The 15,293-nt window shown below is 68.6% G+C and carries 17 protein-coding genes and 1 riboswitch; of the genes, 6 read left to right on the plus strand and 11 right to left on the minus strand.

Annotation, left to right across the window (positions count from 1 at the left end; genetic code table 11):
- Window positions 1–21: 21 nt before the first annotated feature.
- Window positions 22–780, plus strand: a complete 759-nt coding sequence (locus ABZX86_RS31465; protein WP_355128633.1) for an NUDIX domain-containing protein — start codon at window positions 22–24, stop codon at window positions 778–780.
- Window positions 781–856: 76 nt separating this feature from the next.
- On the opposite strand, the gene ABZX86_RS31470 is transcribed toward ABZX86_RS31465, so the two are convergent.
- The 4 genes from ABZX86_RS31470 to bioB form a co-directional block, all read right to left on the minus strand.
- Window positions 857–1,033 (minus strand): hypothetical protein, encoded by a 177-nt coding sequence (locus tag ABZX86_RS31470; RefSeq protein ID WP_355128635.1) that lies wholly within the window; start codon window positions 1,031–1,033, stop codon window positions 857–859.
- Between the two features lie 73 nt (window positions 1,034–1,106).
- On the minus strand, window positions 1,107–1,820 hold the full coding sequence (locus tag ABZX86_RS31475) for a DUF2567 domain-containing protein (protein WP_355128637.1): 714 nt from the start codon (window positions 1,818–1,820) through the stop codon (window positions 1,107–1,109).
- Window positions 1,820–2,035: a hypothetical protein gene (locus ABZX86_RS31480; protein WP_327140891.1), complete on the minus strand. Its 216-nt coding sequence runs from the start codon at window positions 2,033–2,035 to the stop codon at window positions 1,820–1,822. Before ABZX86_RS31480 ends, ABZX86_RS31475 begins: the two co-directional genes overlap by 1 nt.
- Window positions 2,036–2,129: 94 nt before the next feature.
- Window positions 2,130–3,167, minus strand: a complete 1,038-nt coding sequence (gene bioB / locus ABZX86_RS31485; RefSeq protein WP_327140892.1) for a biotin synthase BioB — start codon at window positions 3,165–3,167, stop codon at window positions 2,130–2,132.
- Window positions 3,168–3,275: 108 nt separating this feature from the next.
- On the opposite strand from bioB, the gene ABZX86_RS31490 reads away from it, so the two are divergent.
- The 4 genes from ABZX86_RS31490 (at window position 3,276) to ABZX86_RS31505 (ending at window position 7,434) form a co-directional block, all read left to right on the plus strand.
- Window positions 3,276–3,860: a TetR/AcrR family transcriptional regulator C-terminal domain-containing protein gene (locus tag ABZX86_RS31490; protein ID WP_355128640.1), complete on the plus strand. Its 585-nt coding sequence runs from the start codon at window positions 3,276–3,278 to the stop codon at window positions 3,858–3,860.
- Between the two features lie 593 nt (window positions 3,861–4,453).
- A riboswitch (cobalamin riboswitch) is annotated at window positions 4,454–4,525 on the plus strand.
- Between the two features lie 55 nt (window positions 4,526–4,580).
- On the plus strand, window positions 4,581–5,612 hold the full coding sequence (locus tag ABZX86_RS31495) for an iron ABC transporter permease (protein ID WP_355128642.1): 1,032 nt from the start codon (window positions 4,581–4,583) through the stop codon (window positions 5,610–5,612).
- A gap of 14 nt (window positions 5,613–5,626) precedes the next feature.
- The gene (locus tag ABZX86_RS31500; protein ID WP_355128959.1) at window positions 5,627–6,418 is read left to right on the plus strand and encodes an ABC transporter ATP-binding protein; all 792 of its coding nucleotides are present in this window, start codon (window positions 5,627–5,629) and stop codon (window positions 6,416–6,418) included.
- Entirely contained in the window at window positions 6,415–7,434 is a 1,020-nt protein-coding gene (locus tag ABZX86_RS31505) for an ABC transporter substrate-binding protein (protein WP_355128644.1), read from the plus strand. The genes ABZX86_RS31500 and ABZX86_RS31505 overlap by 4 nt, the downstream gene beginning before the upstream one ends.
- A gap of 27 nt (window positions 7,435–7,461) precedes the next feature.
- Here ABZX86_RS31505 and ABZX86_RS31510 read toward each other — a convergent pair whose 3' ends face one another.
- From ABZX86_RS31510 to ABZX86_RS31535, 6 genes are all read right to left on the minus strand, one after another.
- Window positions 7,462–8,616, minus strand: a complete 1,155-nt coding sequence (locus ABZX86_RS31510) for an alpha/beta hydrolase (protein WP_355128646.1) — start codon at window positions 8,614–8,616, stop codon at window positions 7,462–7,464.
- 57 nt (window positions 8,617–8,673) lie between these two features.
- On the minus strand, window positions 8,674–9,147 hold the full coding sequence (locus ABZX86_RS31515) for an SRPBCC family protein (RefSeq protein WP_355128648.1): 474 nt from the start codon (window positions 9,145–9,147) through the stop codon (window positions 8,674–8,676).
- A 61-nt stretch (window positions 9,148–9,208) separates the two neighbouring features.
- Window positions 9,209–10,411, minus strand: coding sequence for a HAMP domain-containing sensor histidine kinase (locus ABZX86_RS31520; protein WP_355128650.1), 1,203 nt, complete (start codon window positions 10,409–10,411; stop codon window positions 9,209–9,211).
- Between the two features lie 71 nt (window positions 10,412–10,482).
- Complete coding sequence (locus tag ABZX86_RS31525; RefSeq protein ID WP_355128652.1) at window positions 10,483–11,157, minus strand: response regulator transcription factor; 675 nt, start codon at window positions 11,155–11,157, stop codon at window positions 10,483–10,485.
- A 246-nt stretch (window positions 11,158–11,403) separates the two neighbouring features.
- Entirely contained in the window at window positions 11,404–12,093 is a 690-nt protein-coding gene (gene bioD / locus ABZX86_RS31530; RefSeq protein WP_355128654.1) for a dethiobiotin synthase, read from the minus strand.
- Window positions 12,090–13,244, minus strand: coding sequence for an 8-amino-7-oxononanoate synthase (locus ABZX86_RS31535; protein ID WP_355128656.1), 1,155 nt, complete (start codon window positions 13,242–13,244; stop codon window positions 12,090–12,092). Before ABZX86_RS31535 ends, bioD begins: the two co-directional genes overlap by 4 nt.
- Before the next feature lie 75 nt (window positions 13,245–13,319).
- Here ABZX86_RS31535 and ABZX86_RS31540 point away from each other — a divergent pair, with 75 nt between their 5' ends.
- Window positions 13,320–13,631, plus strand: coding sequence for a hypothetical protein (locus ABZX86_RS31540; RefSeq protein WP_297613850.1), 312 nt, complete (start codon window positions 13,320–13,322; stop codon window positions 13,629–13,631).
- 303 nt (window positions 13,632–13,934) lie between these two features.
- Here the strand turns inward: ABZX86_RS31540 and ABZX86_RS31545 are convergent, their stop codons facing one another.
- Complete coding sequence (locus tag ABZX86_RS31545) at window positions 13,935–15,197, minus strand: adenosylmethionine--8-amino-7-oxononanoate transaminase (RefSeq protein WP_355128658.1); 1,263 nt, start codon at window positions 15,195–15,197, stop codon at window positions 13,935–13,937.
- Window positions 15,198–15,293 lie beyond the last annotated feature (96 nt).

Raw genomic sequence — 15,293 nt, forward strand, 5'->3', positions numbered from 1 at the left:
TTTCGACTTAGAATCGAAAACGTGGCCCATCGTAGCACTATCCACGAAACGCTCACCGCCGTGTTCCAGGTTCGTCGCTTTCCGGACACCATCAGTGCAGGTGAGCGTGTTTCGACTGCCGCAGGAGCCGATGCGGGGCGCTGTCCGCCCGGCCAGCGCACGGAATTGGCGGTACTGCTCTGGGAACGCGCCCTCGACCCCGCCAAGGGCACCTGGTCACTACCGGGCGGCAAGCTGCGCGACGGGGAGGACCTCGACGCCTCGGCCGCGCGGCAATTGGCCGAGAAGGTCGATGTGCGGGAATTGACCCATCTGGAACAGGTCTGGGTCTTCAGCGATCCGAATCGCGTACCGGGCGATCGGCGCATCGCCTCGGCGTATCTGGGGCTGGTGCCGCTCACCGCGGAACCGGTCCTGCCCTCGGACACCCGGTGGCATCCGGTGTCGGCCCTGCCGGATATGTCCTTCGATCACGGCGGCATTGTCGTGCATGCGCGAAATCGACTGGCGGCGAAGATGTCCTATACGAATATCGCGTTCGCCCTGGCGCCGGAGCGGTTCACCATGTCCACGCTGCGGGAAACCTATTGCGCGGCACTGGGATACGACGTGGACACCACGAATCTGCAACGGGTGCTTACCCGCCGGGGAGTGATCACGCCGACGGGTGCGACAACCTCCCCCGGTCGCACGGGCGGCCGACCGGCAGCGGTCTACCGCTTCGCCGAGTCGGAAATCCGGGTCACCGATGAATTCGCGGCGCTACGGCCACCGAGCTGACCTGTCGCACCGCGTGCGGGAACTGCCACTCACGCAGCGCTACCGCAGAGCCGAGGAGTCGCACAGACGAGTGCGGCTACCACTCCCGCTTGCGATGCTTGGTACTGCGCCGATAGGTGCGCGCACTCGGAATCGGTTGCGCGGCATTGGATTGCCGTAGTGCGTGGCGCTGGCGCCAGGCGCTGAGATCCGGTCGTTCCGCCGGCGCTTCGGGAGCCTGCGGGGCACGATCGGCGTGCGAAGCGGCTTTCATGGCCGATCCCCCTGCGGTGTCGTGAACTCGATGCCTCAGGGTAGGGAGAATCGCCGGTGAGCTCCAGCGATTTTCACTGCGTGCGATCGGTCTCCGGGACGGAGTCGGCGGGTTCGAACGGCACCACCGGGTCGCGCGGGCCGAAGGGCTGGGTGCCGCCGTAGGGCCCGTAGGTGATGTCGGAGCCGAACTGGCCGGGCGCGAAGGCGGGCGGCTGCGGCGGGTTCCCGCCGAACGGCAGGTGATGTCCGGTGCCCAGATCGTCGGTGGTGCTCAGCGCTGCCAGAATCAGCACCACCAGCCCGGCGACCAGGGGTTGCACCAGCAGCGCGGACCAGCCCTCGACCGTGGGCGCGAATTCCACGATGGTGTGCACGGCGGGATGCGGCGGCCGGGTGTGCCGCTGCTGCGCGACGGCCTCGCCGACCCAGCGCATGACCGAGGAGCCCAGCGCCGAACCGGCCAGCAGGCCGAGCAGCAGCACCGGTCCGCGGGCCCGCCGCCAGCGCCACCCGGCGGCCGCGGTGAGCACCGCGGTCACCAGTCCGATGAGTACGAAGATGGCGACCGCGTCGAAACGATGGGTGCTCTCCCCCGTCAGCGCGGCGCCGCGGTCGGGATCGATCACGAGCAATTGTTCGGCGGGCGCGAGAAATCCCCACACCACGCCCGCGACGGCGCTCGCCGCGACAATGGCGGCGAACACCACCGCCGCCGCACGCGCCTCGCGCCGCAGAAATCCGACCCGCACTCCGGGCTGCTCGGCAGCGGTGAATGTGGTTGCCACTAGCGGTGTTCCAGGCTGCTGGAGTCGAGCACGCCGTGGCGCGAGCACTTGGCCCACCACCCGTCCGGGCTCACCTGCACGACCATGCGGCGGCCGCAGTTCTCACAGAACCGCGGCGGCTCCAAACCCAGGGCGGCAGCGGCGGGGACGGCGTCTTCCAGACCCGGCACCACCCGCTTGCCCGTGAAGGGGTTGTAGCGCTCCTCTATATCCACGACCACCTCAGTGCTCAGCTTCTGTGAAGTGCAGCCTCGACGAGCTGCGCCGGTACCTGTCTGTACGGTACCGGCTTTCGATGGCCCGCTGCGCTCAGAAGGATTCGTTGAGCGCCTTGATCGGCATCTTGAGCTCGCCGAGCAGATCGATATCGGCCTCGGCGGGTCGGCCCAGGGTGGTCAGGTAATTTCCGACGATGACGGCATTGATGCCGCCGAGGATGCCCTGCTTGGCGCCGAGGTCGCCGAGGGTGATCTCACGACCGCCCGCGAAGCGCAGGATGGTGCGCGGCAGCGCGAGGCGGAAGGCCGCGACGGCACGCAGCGCGTCGGAGGCGGGCAGCACCTCGAGGTCACCGAAGGGGGTGCCCGGGCGCGGGTTGAGGAAGTTCAGCGGCACCTCGTCCGGCTCCAATTCGGCGAGCTGCACGGCGAATTCGGCGCGCTGCTCCAGCGATTCGCCCATGCCGAGGATGCCGCCGGAGCAGACCTCCATACCGGCCTCGCGCACCATGCGCAGGGTGTCCCAGCGCTCCTCGTAGGAGTGCGTGGTGACCACGTTCGGGAAGTGCGACTTGGCGGTCTCGAGATTGTGGTTGTAGCGGTGCACGCCCATGGCGGCGAGCTGATCGACCTGCTCCTGATTGAGCATGCCGAGCGAGCAGGCGACCTGGATGTCGACCTCGTTGCGAATGGCCTCGACGCCGGCGGCGACCTGCGCCATGAGCCGGGCATCCGGGCCGCGCACGGCGGCGACGATGCAGAATTCGGTGGCGCCGGATTTGGCGGTCTGCTTGGCGGCCTCGACCAGGCTCGGGATATCGAGCCAGGCGGCGCGCACGGGCGACTGGAAAAGGCCGGACTGCGAACAGAAGTGGCAGTCCTCGGGGCAGCCGCCGGTCTTGAGGGAGATGATGCCCTCGACCTCGACCTCGGGGCCGCACCACTTCATGCGCACGTCGTGGGCGAGGGCGAGCAGCTCCTCGAGCCGATCGTCGCCGAGGCGCAGCACCTCGAGGGTCTGCTCCTGATTGAGTGCGACGCCGCGCTCGAGCACCTGCTCGCGCGCGATCGTCAGAATGTCTTCGCCTGCCGCGCTTGCGGCTTCGGTCCTGACGGCTGCCTGGGTCATGCGCGCGAATCCCTTCATCCGGCCGGTGTGGCCGAGCAACTTGAACGGTGTTCAGGGTAGGCTAGCAGTCCGGAACGTGAGCCGGAACACGAAGGGGTCGGATTCTCAGTGCAACTGCACCGCACGGACGTGGTCGACGGGGCCATCGCCATCCTCGATCAGTACGGACTCGCCGATCTGACCATGCGGCGGCTCGCGAGTTCCCTGCATGTGCAGCCCGGCGCGCTGTACTGGCACTTCCCGAACAAGCAGGCACTGCTCGGCGCCGTCGGCGACCGCGTGCTGGCACCCATGGACGAGCCTGTCGAATCCGGTGAATGGTCCGGCCAGATCACCGAATTGGCGCACCGCCTCCGCTCGTGCCTGCTCGCCTACCGCGACGGCGCCGAATTGGTCTCGGCCACATACGCTTCCAGGCTCACCACCAGCAAGGGCCGGGAACGCCTGGCAGGCGCCGCAATTCGCGCGGGCATGACCCGCGAGGAAGCCGACCTCGCCGCCTATACCCTGCTCTACTACGTCCTGGGCCAAACGGTAGACGAGCAATCCCGCATGCAAATGGACTCCGTAGGCGCCCTGACCGAAGAATCCTCCCCCCTCTACGACAGCCCCGACGCCACCGCCCGCTTCGACTTCGGCCTCCAGCTCTTCATCAGCGGCGTCCGCCACCTCCTCGGCACCCGAGTCCGCTAGCGCCGCCCCACCAAAACAACGCCCCCACGCACCGAACAGCACGCCTTCGTTCCGAACAGCGCCCGCCAGAGCTGTTCGGCTGCGATAAAAGCTGTGCCGTCGATACAGCCGAGAGGGCAGATCCAGGTGGGCGCCGAGTCGGCCGGCGCCTCACCACACCGGCTCAACTCTCTCGGCAGAGCCATCCCCACGACGCATCGAGCAACGCGTCTCGAGGTCGAACAGCGCTTGCCTGCACTGTGCGACCGAGAAGGCGCTGTGCAGTCGGTGTGAGCGTGCTCGACAAGGCACGCTCACCGCTTCGCGTCGGCACAGCCTGATTCGACCTCCGGCAGCAGCGGTTTCGTCAGGGGTGTGCGGCACTTGCTGAGCACCTGCGGCAAGCGAGCGGCTGCGTGGTCGTCATAGCGACATCGAACAGCTTGCTCACGGATCGAACAGTGTTTGCATGCGTTGTTTGAATGCGGCACGGGCTGCGCGGTCCGGTAAGCGCGGGGCGGGGTTGTGGCGGGGAGGCGGGGTGGCGATTGGGTGGCAAATCGGACTTATCGGGCGGCGGGGTAGGGTTCGGGGCTGTTGTTGTTGGCGGGTGCGGGAATCCGGTGGGAATCCGGAGCGGTCGCGCCACTGTGAGTGCCCGGGTGTGTCCGGGTGCGAGTCAGACCTCCCCTGCCATGGATTTCTCTGGAGAGGCCGCGGGTTGCCGATGGAGTTTGTGCGATGAGTCGTGTGCGGCTTTCGATCGCCCTGCCCCTGCTGGGGGTGTTGCTGGTGGCCGCCATGGTGGTTGCGACCGGATTCGGGGCCGAGAACGTGCCGGTGTCTTCGGTGGTCGAGGTATTGCGGCGGCGGATCGGTGGGCTCACGCCCGGGGATCTGGGGCTGGACACGATTGTGTGGCAGTTGCGGGTACCGCGGACGGTGCTTGCGGCCATTGTCGGTGCGGGGCTCGCGGTGGCGGGGGCAGCGATGCAGACACTTGTGCGCAACCCGCTGGCGGATCCGTATCTGCTGGGCGTCTCCTCGGGCGCCGGAGTCGGTGCGGCGGCGGTCATCACCTCGGGGATGTTCGCCGGAGCGGGGATGTGGGCACTGTCGACCGGGGCGCTGGCGGGGGCATTGGTCGCTGCCGCAGCGGTATTCCTGATCGCCATGGCGCAGGGCGGGCTGACTCCGCTGCGATTGGTGCTCACCGGGACTGTGCTGGGCTCCGCCTTCGCGGCGCTCAGCAGTTACCTGATCTTCCGCAGCAGTGAACCGGCGGCCGCGCAGTCGGTGCTGTTCTGGCTGCTGGGCAGTCTCTCCGGTGCGGACTGGACACGAATCCTGTTGCCCGCCTGCGTGGTCGGAGCGAGCCTGCTGGCGCTGCTGATCGCCGCCAATTGGCTGGACGCGCTCAATCTGGGCGCGGATGCCGCCGCCTCGGTGGGAGTTCCCGTGCGCGAGCTGCGAATTGCGCTCTTCATACTGCTGGCGGTGCTCGTCGGCGTGCTGGTGGCCGTCTCCGGCGGCATCGGCTTCGTCGGCCTGGTGGTCCCCCACGCCGCCCGTCTGCTGGTCGGCCCGCGCCACCGCGCGCTCCTCCCCGCCGCCGCCCTCTGCGGCGCGTTCTTCCTGGTGGTCGCGGACGCTGCCACCCGGGTCCTGGTGCGCCCCACCGAAATCCCGGTCGGCGTCCTCACGGGCCTGATCGGCGCACCGGCCTTCCTCATCCTCATGGGCCGCCGCAGCTACCGATTCGGTGCGGCATGATCGACGACGGAGGCATGCGGGCCGATGGGTATGCGTTGGTGGTGCGGGGGTTGGGGTGTGCTGCTGGGCGGCGGAATGTGTTGGAGGGGGTGGGGTTTGCGGTTCGGGCCGGGGAGACGGTGGGGGTAGTCGGGCCCAATGGGAGTGGGAAGACGACGCTGTTGCGGACGCTTGCCGGGCTGGTGAAGCCGGTGCGGGGGCGGGTCGTGGTGGAGGGGCAGGAGCTGCACCGGCTTTCGGCCCGGGAGCGGGCACGGCGGGTGGGGTTCGTGGCGCAGGATCAGTCGGCGTCGGAGGATTTGCTGGTCGGGGAATTGGTGGCGCTCGGGCGGACGCCGTATCTGCCGCCGTGGGGTGGGGGCGGTCCCGAGGAGCAGCAGGCTATCGAAGATGCCTTGCGGAGTGTGGATTTGGCGGGGTTCGCAGGGCGGGCGGTGAGCCGGCTGTCCGGCGGGGAGCGGCAGCGGGTGCTGCTGGCGCGGGCGCTGGCGCAGGAGACGCCGCTGCTGCTGCTCGATGAGCCGACCAATCATCTGGACGTCACACACCAGCTGCAATTGCTGGAATTGGCCCGGGGATTGGATCGCACCGTGGTCACCAGCCTGCACGATCTGGCGCTGGCCGATCAGTACTGCGATCGGGTGCTGGTACTGCACGGGGGCCGGGCGTATCCGCTCGAACCACCAGATATCGCCTTGCGGACCGAGGTGCTCGACACCGTCTTCGGTGTGCACGCCATTCGGGTTCCACATCCGGACACCGGTCAACCACATCTGCTGATCACCGCGCGAAAGGCACAGTCGTGAAACAACTCTCCCGGATCGTCGCGGCCACGGCATTGGCGGGCGCGCTGGCGGCCTGCGGCACTCCGCACACCGCGACCGGCAATCTGATCGTCCGCAATTGCGGCGCGGACGCCGCATTCCCGTCACCGGCGCAGCGCATGTTCGTCAATGACGGCAATCTGATCTCCACGGTGCTGGCACTGGGCGCACAGGAGCAGGTGGTCGCGGTATCGAGCCTGAAGCGGGATGCCGACACACTGCGCCGCCACTACGGCGATGCCGTGGACAAGCTGAATTCCGTTGCGCCCGACTACCCCTCACGTGAGACGGTGCTCGCGCAACGGCCCGACGTCATGGTCGCCGGGTGGAACTACGGATACTCCGAGGCCGGCAATCTCACCCCGGATTCCCTGCGCGCCGCCGGTGTCGCCCCCTATGTGCTCACCGAGAGCTGCCGCCGCCCCGACGGCGAACGCGGCATCACCGACGCCTGGACCGCCCTGCACACCGACCTCACCGATCTCGGCGCCATCACCGGCCGCACCGATCGCGCCACCGCACTCACCGCCGATCTCGATCGCCGCCTCACCGCCCTGCGCGCGGCGCCGCAACCGGAGCACCGCCCCACCGTCTTCCTCTTCGACAGCGCCTCCGACACCGTCTTCTCCAGCGGCAAATACGGTGCACCCCAGGCCATTCTGGACTCGGCCGGCGCCCGCAATGCCCTCGACGATGTCGCCGACACCTGGACCGCCGTCTCCTGGGAGCGCCTGGTCGCGGCCGATCCGGACGCCATCGTCTTCGTCGACTATCCCCCGCAGTCCTTCCAGCAGAAGGTGGATCTGCTGCGGTCCAAGCCCGGTATCCAGAACCTGCGGGCGGTCACGCAATCCCGCTTCCTGAACCTGCCCTATGCCCTGTGGACCAGCGGACCGTTGAATATCGATGCCGCAGAACAGGTCCGGGCACAACTGGAACGCTGGAATCTGGTGCCCGCCTCGACCATCCGCCCGGCGTCCGACGACACCGTGCGCTGAGTTCGCCCCGGCAACACGACCGAGCACTCAGTGCCCGCTCAATGCCGCCGCGGTGAGCGATTCGCGCTGCACCAGCCGAATGAACGGCACCACCTGCTGCTCGATCAGCGTGTTGTACTCCTGCGGCCGCTGAATCGGATTGGCATGCTCGGTATTTCGCGTGAACGCCACCATCAGCGTGCCGTCCACCCCGCCGACCTGGTCGACGAGCACCCGATGGGAGTACTCCACATCCACGATCGGATCGCGCCAGCCCTCGTGCGGGCGGATATAGACAATGGCCGGGCGCGGTTTGCTCCCGGCGGGTTTCGCCAGCGCCCGCAGATCATCGACGGCGCCGCCCGCGACAATGGCCTTGAACTGCGCCTCGATCAGACCGTTGCTGGCGGCATCGGTATTGAAGATCTTGTCGCGCAGCACCTGCGCCACCGCCGACCGGAACCGGTCCCAGCGAATGCCGTACTGCCCGCCCCCGAGGTAACTCTCGTGGCGCGCATAGGTTTCCACGATCAGGCGCAGCAGGCGGCTCTCGCGGGCGCCCGGAATCCAGCCCATCCAGCGTTCCATTTCTTCGCCCTGGTCGCGGCTCTCCGGCCGCACGGCGTGCAGATCGACCGGCGTGCAATCGAGAATCACCCCGAGCACTCGGCGGGAGCTCCCGGTGTGCAGATGTTTGGCGACCTCGAGCGCGATCACGCCGCCCATACTGTGCCCGACCAGCACCACATTGCGCATTCTGCCCGCCTCGGTGACCTTGACTATGAGGTCGGCGATCACCTTGGTATCGATACCGGCATTGTCGTAGCGCACCGCCCACACCGACCCCAGCGCGGTCAGCGACGGCAGCGCCCGCGCGGTATCGGTAGCGTCCAGCACACCCAGCCCGACCAGATCGAAGACGGCGGTATCCGCGGACTGCGGGTTGGCGGGCCCGGCAATCGGCACGACGGCCGGTTCGGTGCGCGCCAGCCGCGCCCGCTCGGGAGCGACGTCGAGCATCATGTACTGACCGAAGATCCCCAGCAGGAGCAGCGGAATCAGGCTCAGCCGCAAGAGCAGCAGCCGGGTGCGCCGACGGTAGGTCCACGTCTGCCCCAGCCTGGTTTCGTGCAGGCGGGCACGCCGCCGCTGATCGTCGTACTCGGCGGCCGTGGACGGGTAGGGATAGCCCGGCAACGCCATACCAATCCACGATAGGCACCCGAGGGCCGATCGCGCCGCCTATGCCGGGCGGCCGATTCAGACTTTCGGCGATCCCGCCTGTTCGGCGAGGGTGGCGAGCTTGGCGAGGGACATGCGGAAACCGAGCTCATTGTCTTCCGGAGACAGCCCGGGCGGCAGATTGTCGTGCCGGGCGATCACCCGGGTGCCGCCGGGCTCGGCGATGAGCGAATAGGTGATGGTCATTTCGCCGCTCAGGCTCGGATTATCGGTCTCGAACTCGACGGTCTGCACCACCTCCGCATCGGATACCAGGCGTACGAAGGTGCCGTGGAAGGTATCGGTACGCGCGGAGGTCTTACCGGCGGCGGTCGGCACGTCATAGGTGAGGGAGATGCGGAAGCGGCCGCCGACGCGCGGATCGAATTCGTGGATGCGGCTGGTCATTCCATCGGGGACCATCCAGGTTCGTACCGAACGCGCATCCAGCAGCGCCCGGAAGACATTCGGGCGGGGCGCACTCACGAACCACTCGACGCGGGTGGAGTTCACGCGCGCCACCATACGCCGCAGGGGTGGCTTTCGAAGCGGGTTGAAAAGGAACACCAGCAGGTCAGAGCTGGGGCGGCGCGGGCAGCACGAGAGTCGCGAGGGTGCCGCCGTCCGGTGCGGATCCGATGGCCACCGAACCGGAATGCGCGCGGGCCACCCACTGCACGAGCGAGAGCCCGATGCCGTGCCTGCCGCCCTCGCCGGTGGCGCCGCGCTCGAACGGATCGGCCAGCGCCGGATCCAAGCCCGGCCCGTGATCGCGCACGGTGACCGCGTAATCCTCCACCGTGATCTCCACCGGAGTGCCGCCGTGCACCAGGGCATTGTCGATGAGATTACGCACCGCCAGCGCCAGCAGATCCGGATCCGCCTGCACCACAGTCGGTTCGGTGCGCAATTCGATTCCGGGCACACCGACCTCGGCGACCACGCCCTCGACGAGTTGATCGAGCCGCAGCCGCTCCGCATCGAGCTCACTGAGCCCGGTTTCGGTGCGAGTGCGCGCGAGCAGTCCCGCGACCAGGCGGCCCATCCGATCGGTGAGGTCGCGAGCATCCGTCACCGCACGCCGGGTGTCGTCCGGATCACGAAGGGCCGCATCGAGATACAGCCGCAGGGTGGCCAGCGGCGTCCGCAGTTCGTGCGAGGCGTCGGACAGGAACCGCTCCTGCTCATCGAGCATGCGCACCGCCGGACGGGTGCTCACCGCGGACAGCAGATGCCCGGCCAGCGCCGCCAGCGCGATGAGCGCCAGCCCGCCGAGTTCCAGCGCCAGCACCAGGCGGCGATGGTCGGCCAGCGATACGGACGGGTCAGCGCCCGCGAAAACCACTGCGCTGATGACGGATTCGTTATCCCACACCGGTGCCGCCGCCACCCGGGTGCGGTGCCCGGTGCTATCGGTCAGTGTGCTCAGGAGGGTCTCCTCCGCGGTGGCGACATCGGTGGCGAGCCCGGCCAGATCCGCGGGCAGCCCCGCCCGCCGATGCCCGAACCGCTCGCGCCACTGCCCGTCCGCATCCCGCACCATGACCGCGACGCCGTAGGTGCCCTGCGCGAGATCGTCTTCGTGTAGGGTTTCCAAATCGACGGAGCCGTCATCGTTCCACGCCACTACGCGCGCCAGTCCGGTGACGACCCGATCGACCCGGTCGTCCAGTGCCCTGTCCCGGGAATGGGAATCGATGGAGGCCGCGACCGTGCCGAGCACCAGCAGACTGACCGCGGTGAGCGCCGTGAACAGCCCCGTCAAGAGCCAGCGCATGCGGCGCAGCCGCGCGAGCGTGGTCGGACTCGTACTCCGGGTCCGGCGACGGGGTCGTATCGGCGGCAGTTTCACGGAGGCGGGGCGATCGTGAAACCGACACCCCGGACCGTATCGATGATCGGCGGCTCGCCGAGCTTGCGGCGCAGCTGCGTCATCACCACGTCGACCACATTGGAGGCCGGTTCGGCCATTTCGTCCCAGCAGCATTCGATGAGATCGGTGCGGGTCACCACCGATCCGGCGCGCGCCGCGAGCATTTCCAGGACGCCGAACTCCTTGGGCGTCAAGGTGAGCAGCACCCCGGCGCGATGTACGCGCCGGCGCGGCCGGTCCACCACCAGATCGCCGATCTCGGTGCGCGTGGATGCGGGCAGTTCCTGGCGGCGGCACAGCGCCCGCACCCGGGCGGTGAGTTCATCCATGGCGAAAGGCTTGATCACATAGTCGTCGGCCCCGTTCGCGAAGCCGTCGAGCCGGTCGGCCAGCGCGTCCCGCGCGGTGAGCATGAGCACCGGTGTGCGCCGGCCCGATTCCCGCTGCGCGCGCACCAGATCCAGACCGTCCCCATCGGGCAGCCCCCGATCGACGACCAGGCAGTCGTAGCGATTCACCGCGATCTTGAGATCGGCCTCGGCGTAGCTCCGGGCCAGATCGACCGCAAACCCGGCGGCCCGCAGCCCGGCGGCGACCTCGTCGCCCAGGGGGAGATCGTCCTCGCACACCAGTACCCGCACTTGTCCCATTACATCACCGAACCGATACAGGGCGGCTCAGGCGGCCACGATCTCCGGCGGCGAGCGCAGGGCGGCATCCTGGGAACCAAGGGTGGCAGCGGTACGGCATCGATAATTCTGTGCGCTCCGAATTCCGCGCTGGTACCTGCGGGAACGGCCCGAATATGGTGCGCCACAGCACCTGCCCCTGGCTTGCCGGTTCATCCATACCCGCACCGTGTCAGCCGGTGCGTTAGGAAATCGTGAGCGTGCGGGCTATCCGGCCGGATGCAGGTGGCGTGCGATCCAGTCGTGGTCGAACCAGGTGCGGGCGGCGGCGGTGAACCGGGGGGCGGGCCAGGAGCCGGTTCCGGCGGGAACCGTGCCGACCAGGTCCATGCCGGTAACGGCGGGCAGGTCGGTGCGGTTGCATTCGGCGGCCAGGTCCGGGGCGGTCGGCCAGGAGCCGATGACAATGCCCGCGCAGCGCACACCGGCGGATTGCAGAGTGCGGGTGGTCAATTCGGTGTGGTTGAGGGTGCCGAGGCCGGCGGCCGCCACCACCAGGACGGGTGCGTCGAGCTTCTGCGCCAGGTCGAGGAGGGTGAATTCGCCGATGCGGACCAGGAGGCCGCCCGCGCCCTCGACCAGGGTGAGGGCGGCGTCGGCGCAGGATTCGATCGCGGCGGCGGTCTCGGCGAGGGTGAGCAGCGGCTGGCCACAGCGGCGGGCAGCGGTGTCCGGGGCCAGCGGGTCCGGATAGCGGGCCAGCTCCACGGTGCGGGTGATGCCGGTGAGCCGGGTGATCTCGGCCAGATCACCGGGTTCGCCCGGGGCGACACCGGTTTGGGCGGGTTTGACCACCGCGACCTCCGCGCCCGCGGCACGTGCGGTGGCGGCCAGCGCGGCGGTGACAATGGTCTTGCCGACATCGGTGGAGGTGCCGGTGATGAAGAGCAGGGTCACTGCGAAACCGCCTCACGTGCGCGCGCTTCGGCGAGCACCTCGCTGAGAATCGTTGTGATGGTCGCGATCTCGGACTCGGTGAGATTGGCGCGCGCGGTCAGTCGCAGCCGCGAGGTGCCCTCGGGCACCGACGGCGGGCGGAAACAGCCGACCGTGAGACCGCGCGCGAGACACGCTTGCGAAGCGTCGTAGGCGACCTGCGCCTCGCCGAGGACCACCGAGACGACGGCCGAATCCGGTTCTGGCACACCGGCGATACGGGCCAGATCGGCGGCTCTGGCCAGTACGCGACCGGCCATTCCGGGATCACGGCGCAGTAGCCGCAGCGCCGCACGGGCCGCGCCGACGGCCGCCGGAGCCAGGCCCGTATCGAAGATGAAAGTACGCGCCGAATCGATGAGGTGCGCCCGCACCCGGCCACTGGCCAGCACCGCACCGCCCTGGGCGGCAAGGGCTTTCGACAGCGTCGCGGTGATCACCAGATCGGGTTCCCCGGCCAGGCCGACCTCGTGCACCAGCCCGCGGCCGCCGTCGCCGCGCACACCGATGCCGTGCGCCTCGTCCACGATCAGCACCGCGCCATTGGCCCGGGTCACCCGGTGCAATTCCGCGAGCGGCGCGAGATCGCCGCCGGCGCTGAAGACCGAATCGGTGAGCACCAGCGCGCGCTCCTCGGTGCGCTCGGCCAGCAATCGGTCCACGGCGGCGGGATCACAGTGCGCCGCGATCTCCACCCGGGCCCGGGACAATCGGCAGGCATCGACCAGCGAGGCATGGCTGCCCGCGTCCGATACCACCAGCGTGCCCCGCCCGGCCAGGGCGGTGACCGCACCGAGATTGGCGGCGTAGCCGGAGGCGAAGACCAAACCGGCTTCGGCGCCCACGAATTCGGCGAGTTCGGCTTCGAGCAGTTCGTGTTCGGCGGTGGTTCCGGTGACCAGGCGCGAACCGGTGGCGCCGGCGCCCCACTTGCAGACCGCGTCGATGGCCCCGTCGATGACCTCGGGATGGCGGACCAGCCCGAGGTAATCATTGGAGGCCAGGTCGATGGTCCCGGTCTCCGGTGCGCGCGGGCGTAGTTCCCGGCGCAGTCCGGCGTCCACGCGCTCGGCGGCCCGCTCGTCCAGCCAACTCAAAGGATCGGCACTCACAGCTCGGCAGCATACTTGAACACCGTTCAGGAGGCATAGCGCGGGCTATGCTGGGAGTCCTAAGGAGGCTGCGCGATGCCACGATGGGCAATAGTGGTCGAGCAGACGACCGGCTTCGGAGAGAGCAAGACCTGGTCCCCGAAGATCCTCACCGAGGTGGTGGGCACCCGCGAACAAGCCCTCGCGAAAGTTCCCGACCTCGTCTCGAAGTTCATCCCCGATCATCCGAAGTTGATCAGCCGCCGCACCATCCTGCGCGACGGCGACTCCTTCATGCTGATCGCCCGCGGCTGGTCCGACGACTGCCACTGCATTTTCCGCGTCTGGGAAGTCCTGTCGGACAGCGACAATCCCGATCGAGTCCGGGAGAAACGCGCCCGCAGCTGAGGCGCGCACCGAGTTACCGCCGGCTGGAGCACAAGGGCACAGCTCCGAAAACCGGCAACCTCATCCGGCGCTGAGCCATGCCTGTACCAACCTAGGCAGGCACTGGACCAGGCCCGCACTGAGCCGTGCTGTTCAATTCGCGCGCTCGCACCCGCCGGCTCGCACTCCCGGCTCGCACTGCGGCATCGGCCTGCGGCAGCGCACGACACCCGCCGGGGCAGCGGCGTCCACCACCGGCTGCAACAGCTCGGCCAGGCGCACCCCCACACCGCGCGCCACACACGCGGCGCTCGGACCGCCGCCTCACACCGCAGCCGCCGCGACCATTGCCGCGGTGATGCGCTGCACGTCGTCGGTGGTGCTGATGAAGGGCGGCATGCAGTAGATGAGGTTGCGGAACGGGCGGAGCCAGACGCCGGATTCGACTGCCGCATGGGTGGCTTTACGCATATCTACGGGATGGTCGAGTTCGATCACGCCGATGGCGCCGAAGATTCGGACATCTGCGACACCCGGCAGGGCGCGGGCCGGAGCCAGCCCGGTGCCGAGTTCGGATTCGATGCGGCGGACTTCCGAGTGCCAGTCTCGGGAGAGCAGCAGTTCCACCGAGGCGACCGCGACCGCGCAGGCGAGCGGATTGCCCATGAAGGTCGGCCCGTGCATGAGCCCGCCGTGTGATCGGCTGATGGTCTCGGCGATCTCGGTGGTGCACAGTGCGGCGGCGAGGGTCATATAGCCGCCGGTGAGGGCCTTGCCGACACACATGACATCCGGCCGGACGCCGGCGTGATCGGCGGCGAAAAGCGTTCCGGTGCGGCCGAATCCGGTGGCGATCTCATCGAAGACCAGCAGCACACCGTGCGCATCGCAGAGGCGGCGCAGATCGGATAGATAGCGCGGATCGTGGAAGCGCATACCGCCCGCGCCCTGCACCACAGGTTCGACGATGACGGCGGCCAATTCGCCCGCGTGCGTGGAGATCAACCGCTCCAGCTCCGAAACGTACTCGGCCTCATAGTCCCTCGGCGGTTCGGGCGCGAAGATCTGCTCGACCAGCACATCGGTCCAGAGCGCGTGCATACCGCCCTCGGGATCGCAGACGCTCATGGGCGTGAAGGTGTCGCCGTGATATCCGCCGCGCCAGGTGAGCAGCCGGTGCTTCTCCGGGCGGCCCAGTGCGCGCTGGTACTGCAGGCACATCTTGATCGCGACCTCGACCGAGACCGAGCCGGAATCGCAGAGGAACACCTTCTCCAGTCCGGCCGGAGTGATGTCGACCAGCAGCTGCGTGAGCCGCGCCGCCGGTTCGTGGGTCAGCCCGCCGAACATGACGTGACTCATGCGCCGCGATTGCGCGAGCAGCGCGGCATCGAGCACCGGGTGCTGATACCCGTGCACCGCGGCCCACCACGAGCTCATCCCGTCGACGAGTTCGCGCCCGTCGGCCAGCGTGAGCCGGGTGCCCGCGGCCGAGGCGACCACCAGCGGCTCGGTGGTGGCCGGAAATCCGCCGTACGGATGCCACACGTGGGCGGCGTCGATGGCGGTGATCTCTTCTGGCGTCACGGAATGTCCTTCATGAGCCGATGGCTTGAACGCCGTTCAAGTTACCAGTGGGCGGCCGGATCCGGCGGAGGGCACCTGATTCGGGGGCCGATCCGG

Source organism: Nocardia sp. NPDC006630, assembly GCF_040611495.1.
Classification (GTDB): Bacteria; Actinomycetota; Actinomycetes; order Mycobacteriales; family Mycobacteriaceae; genus Nocardia.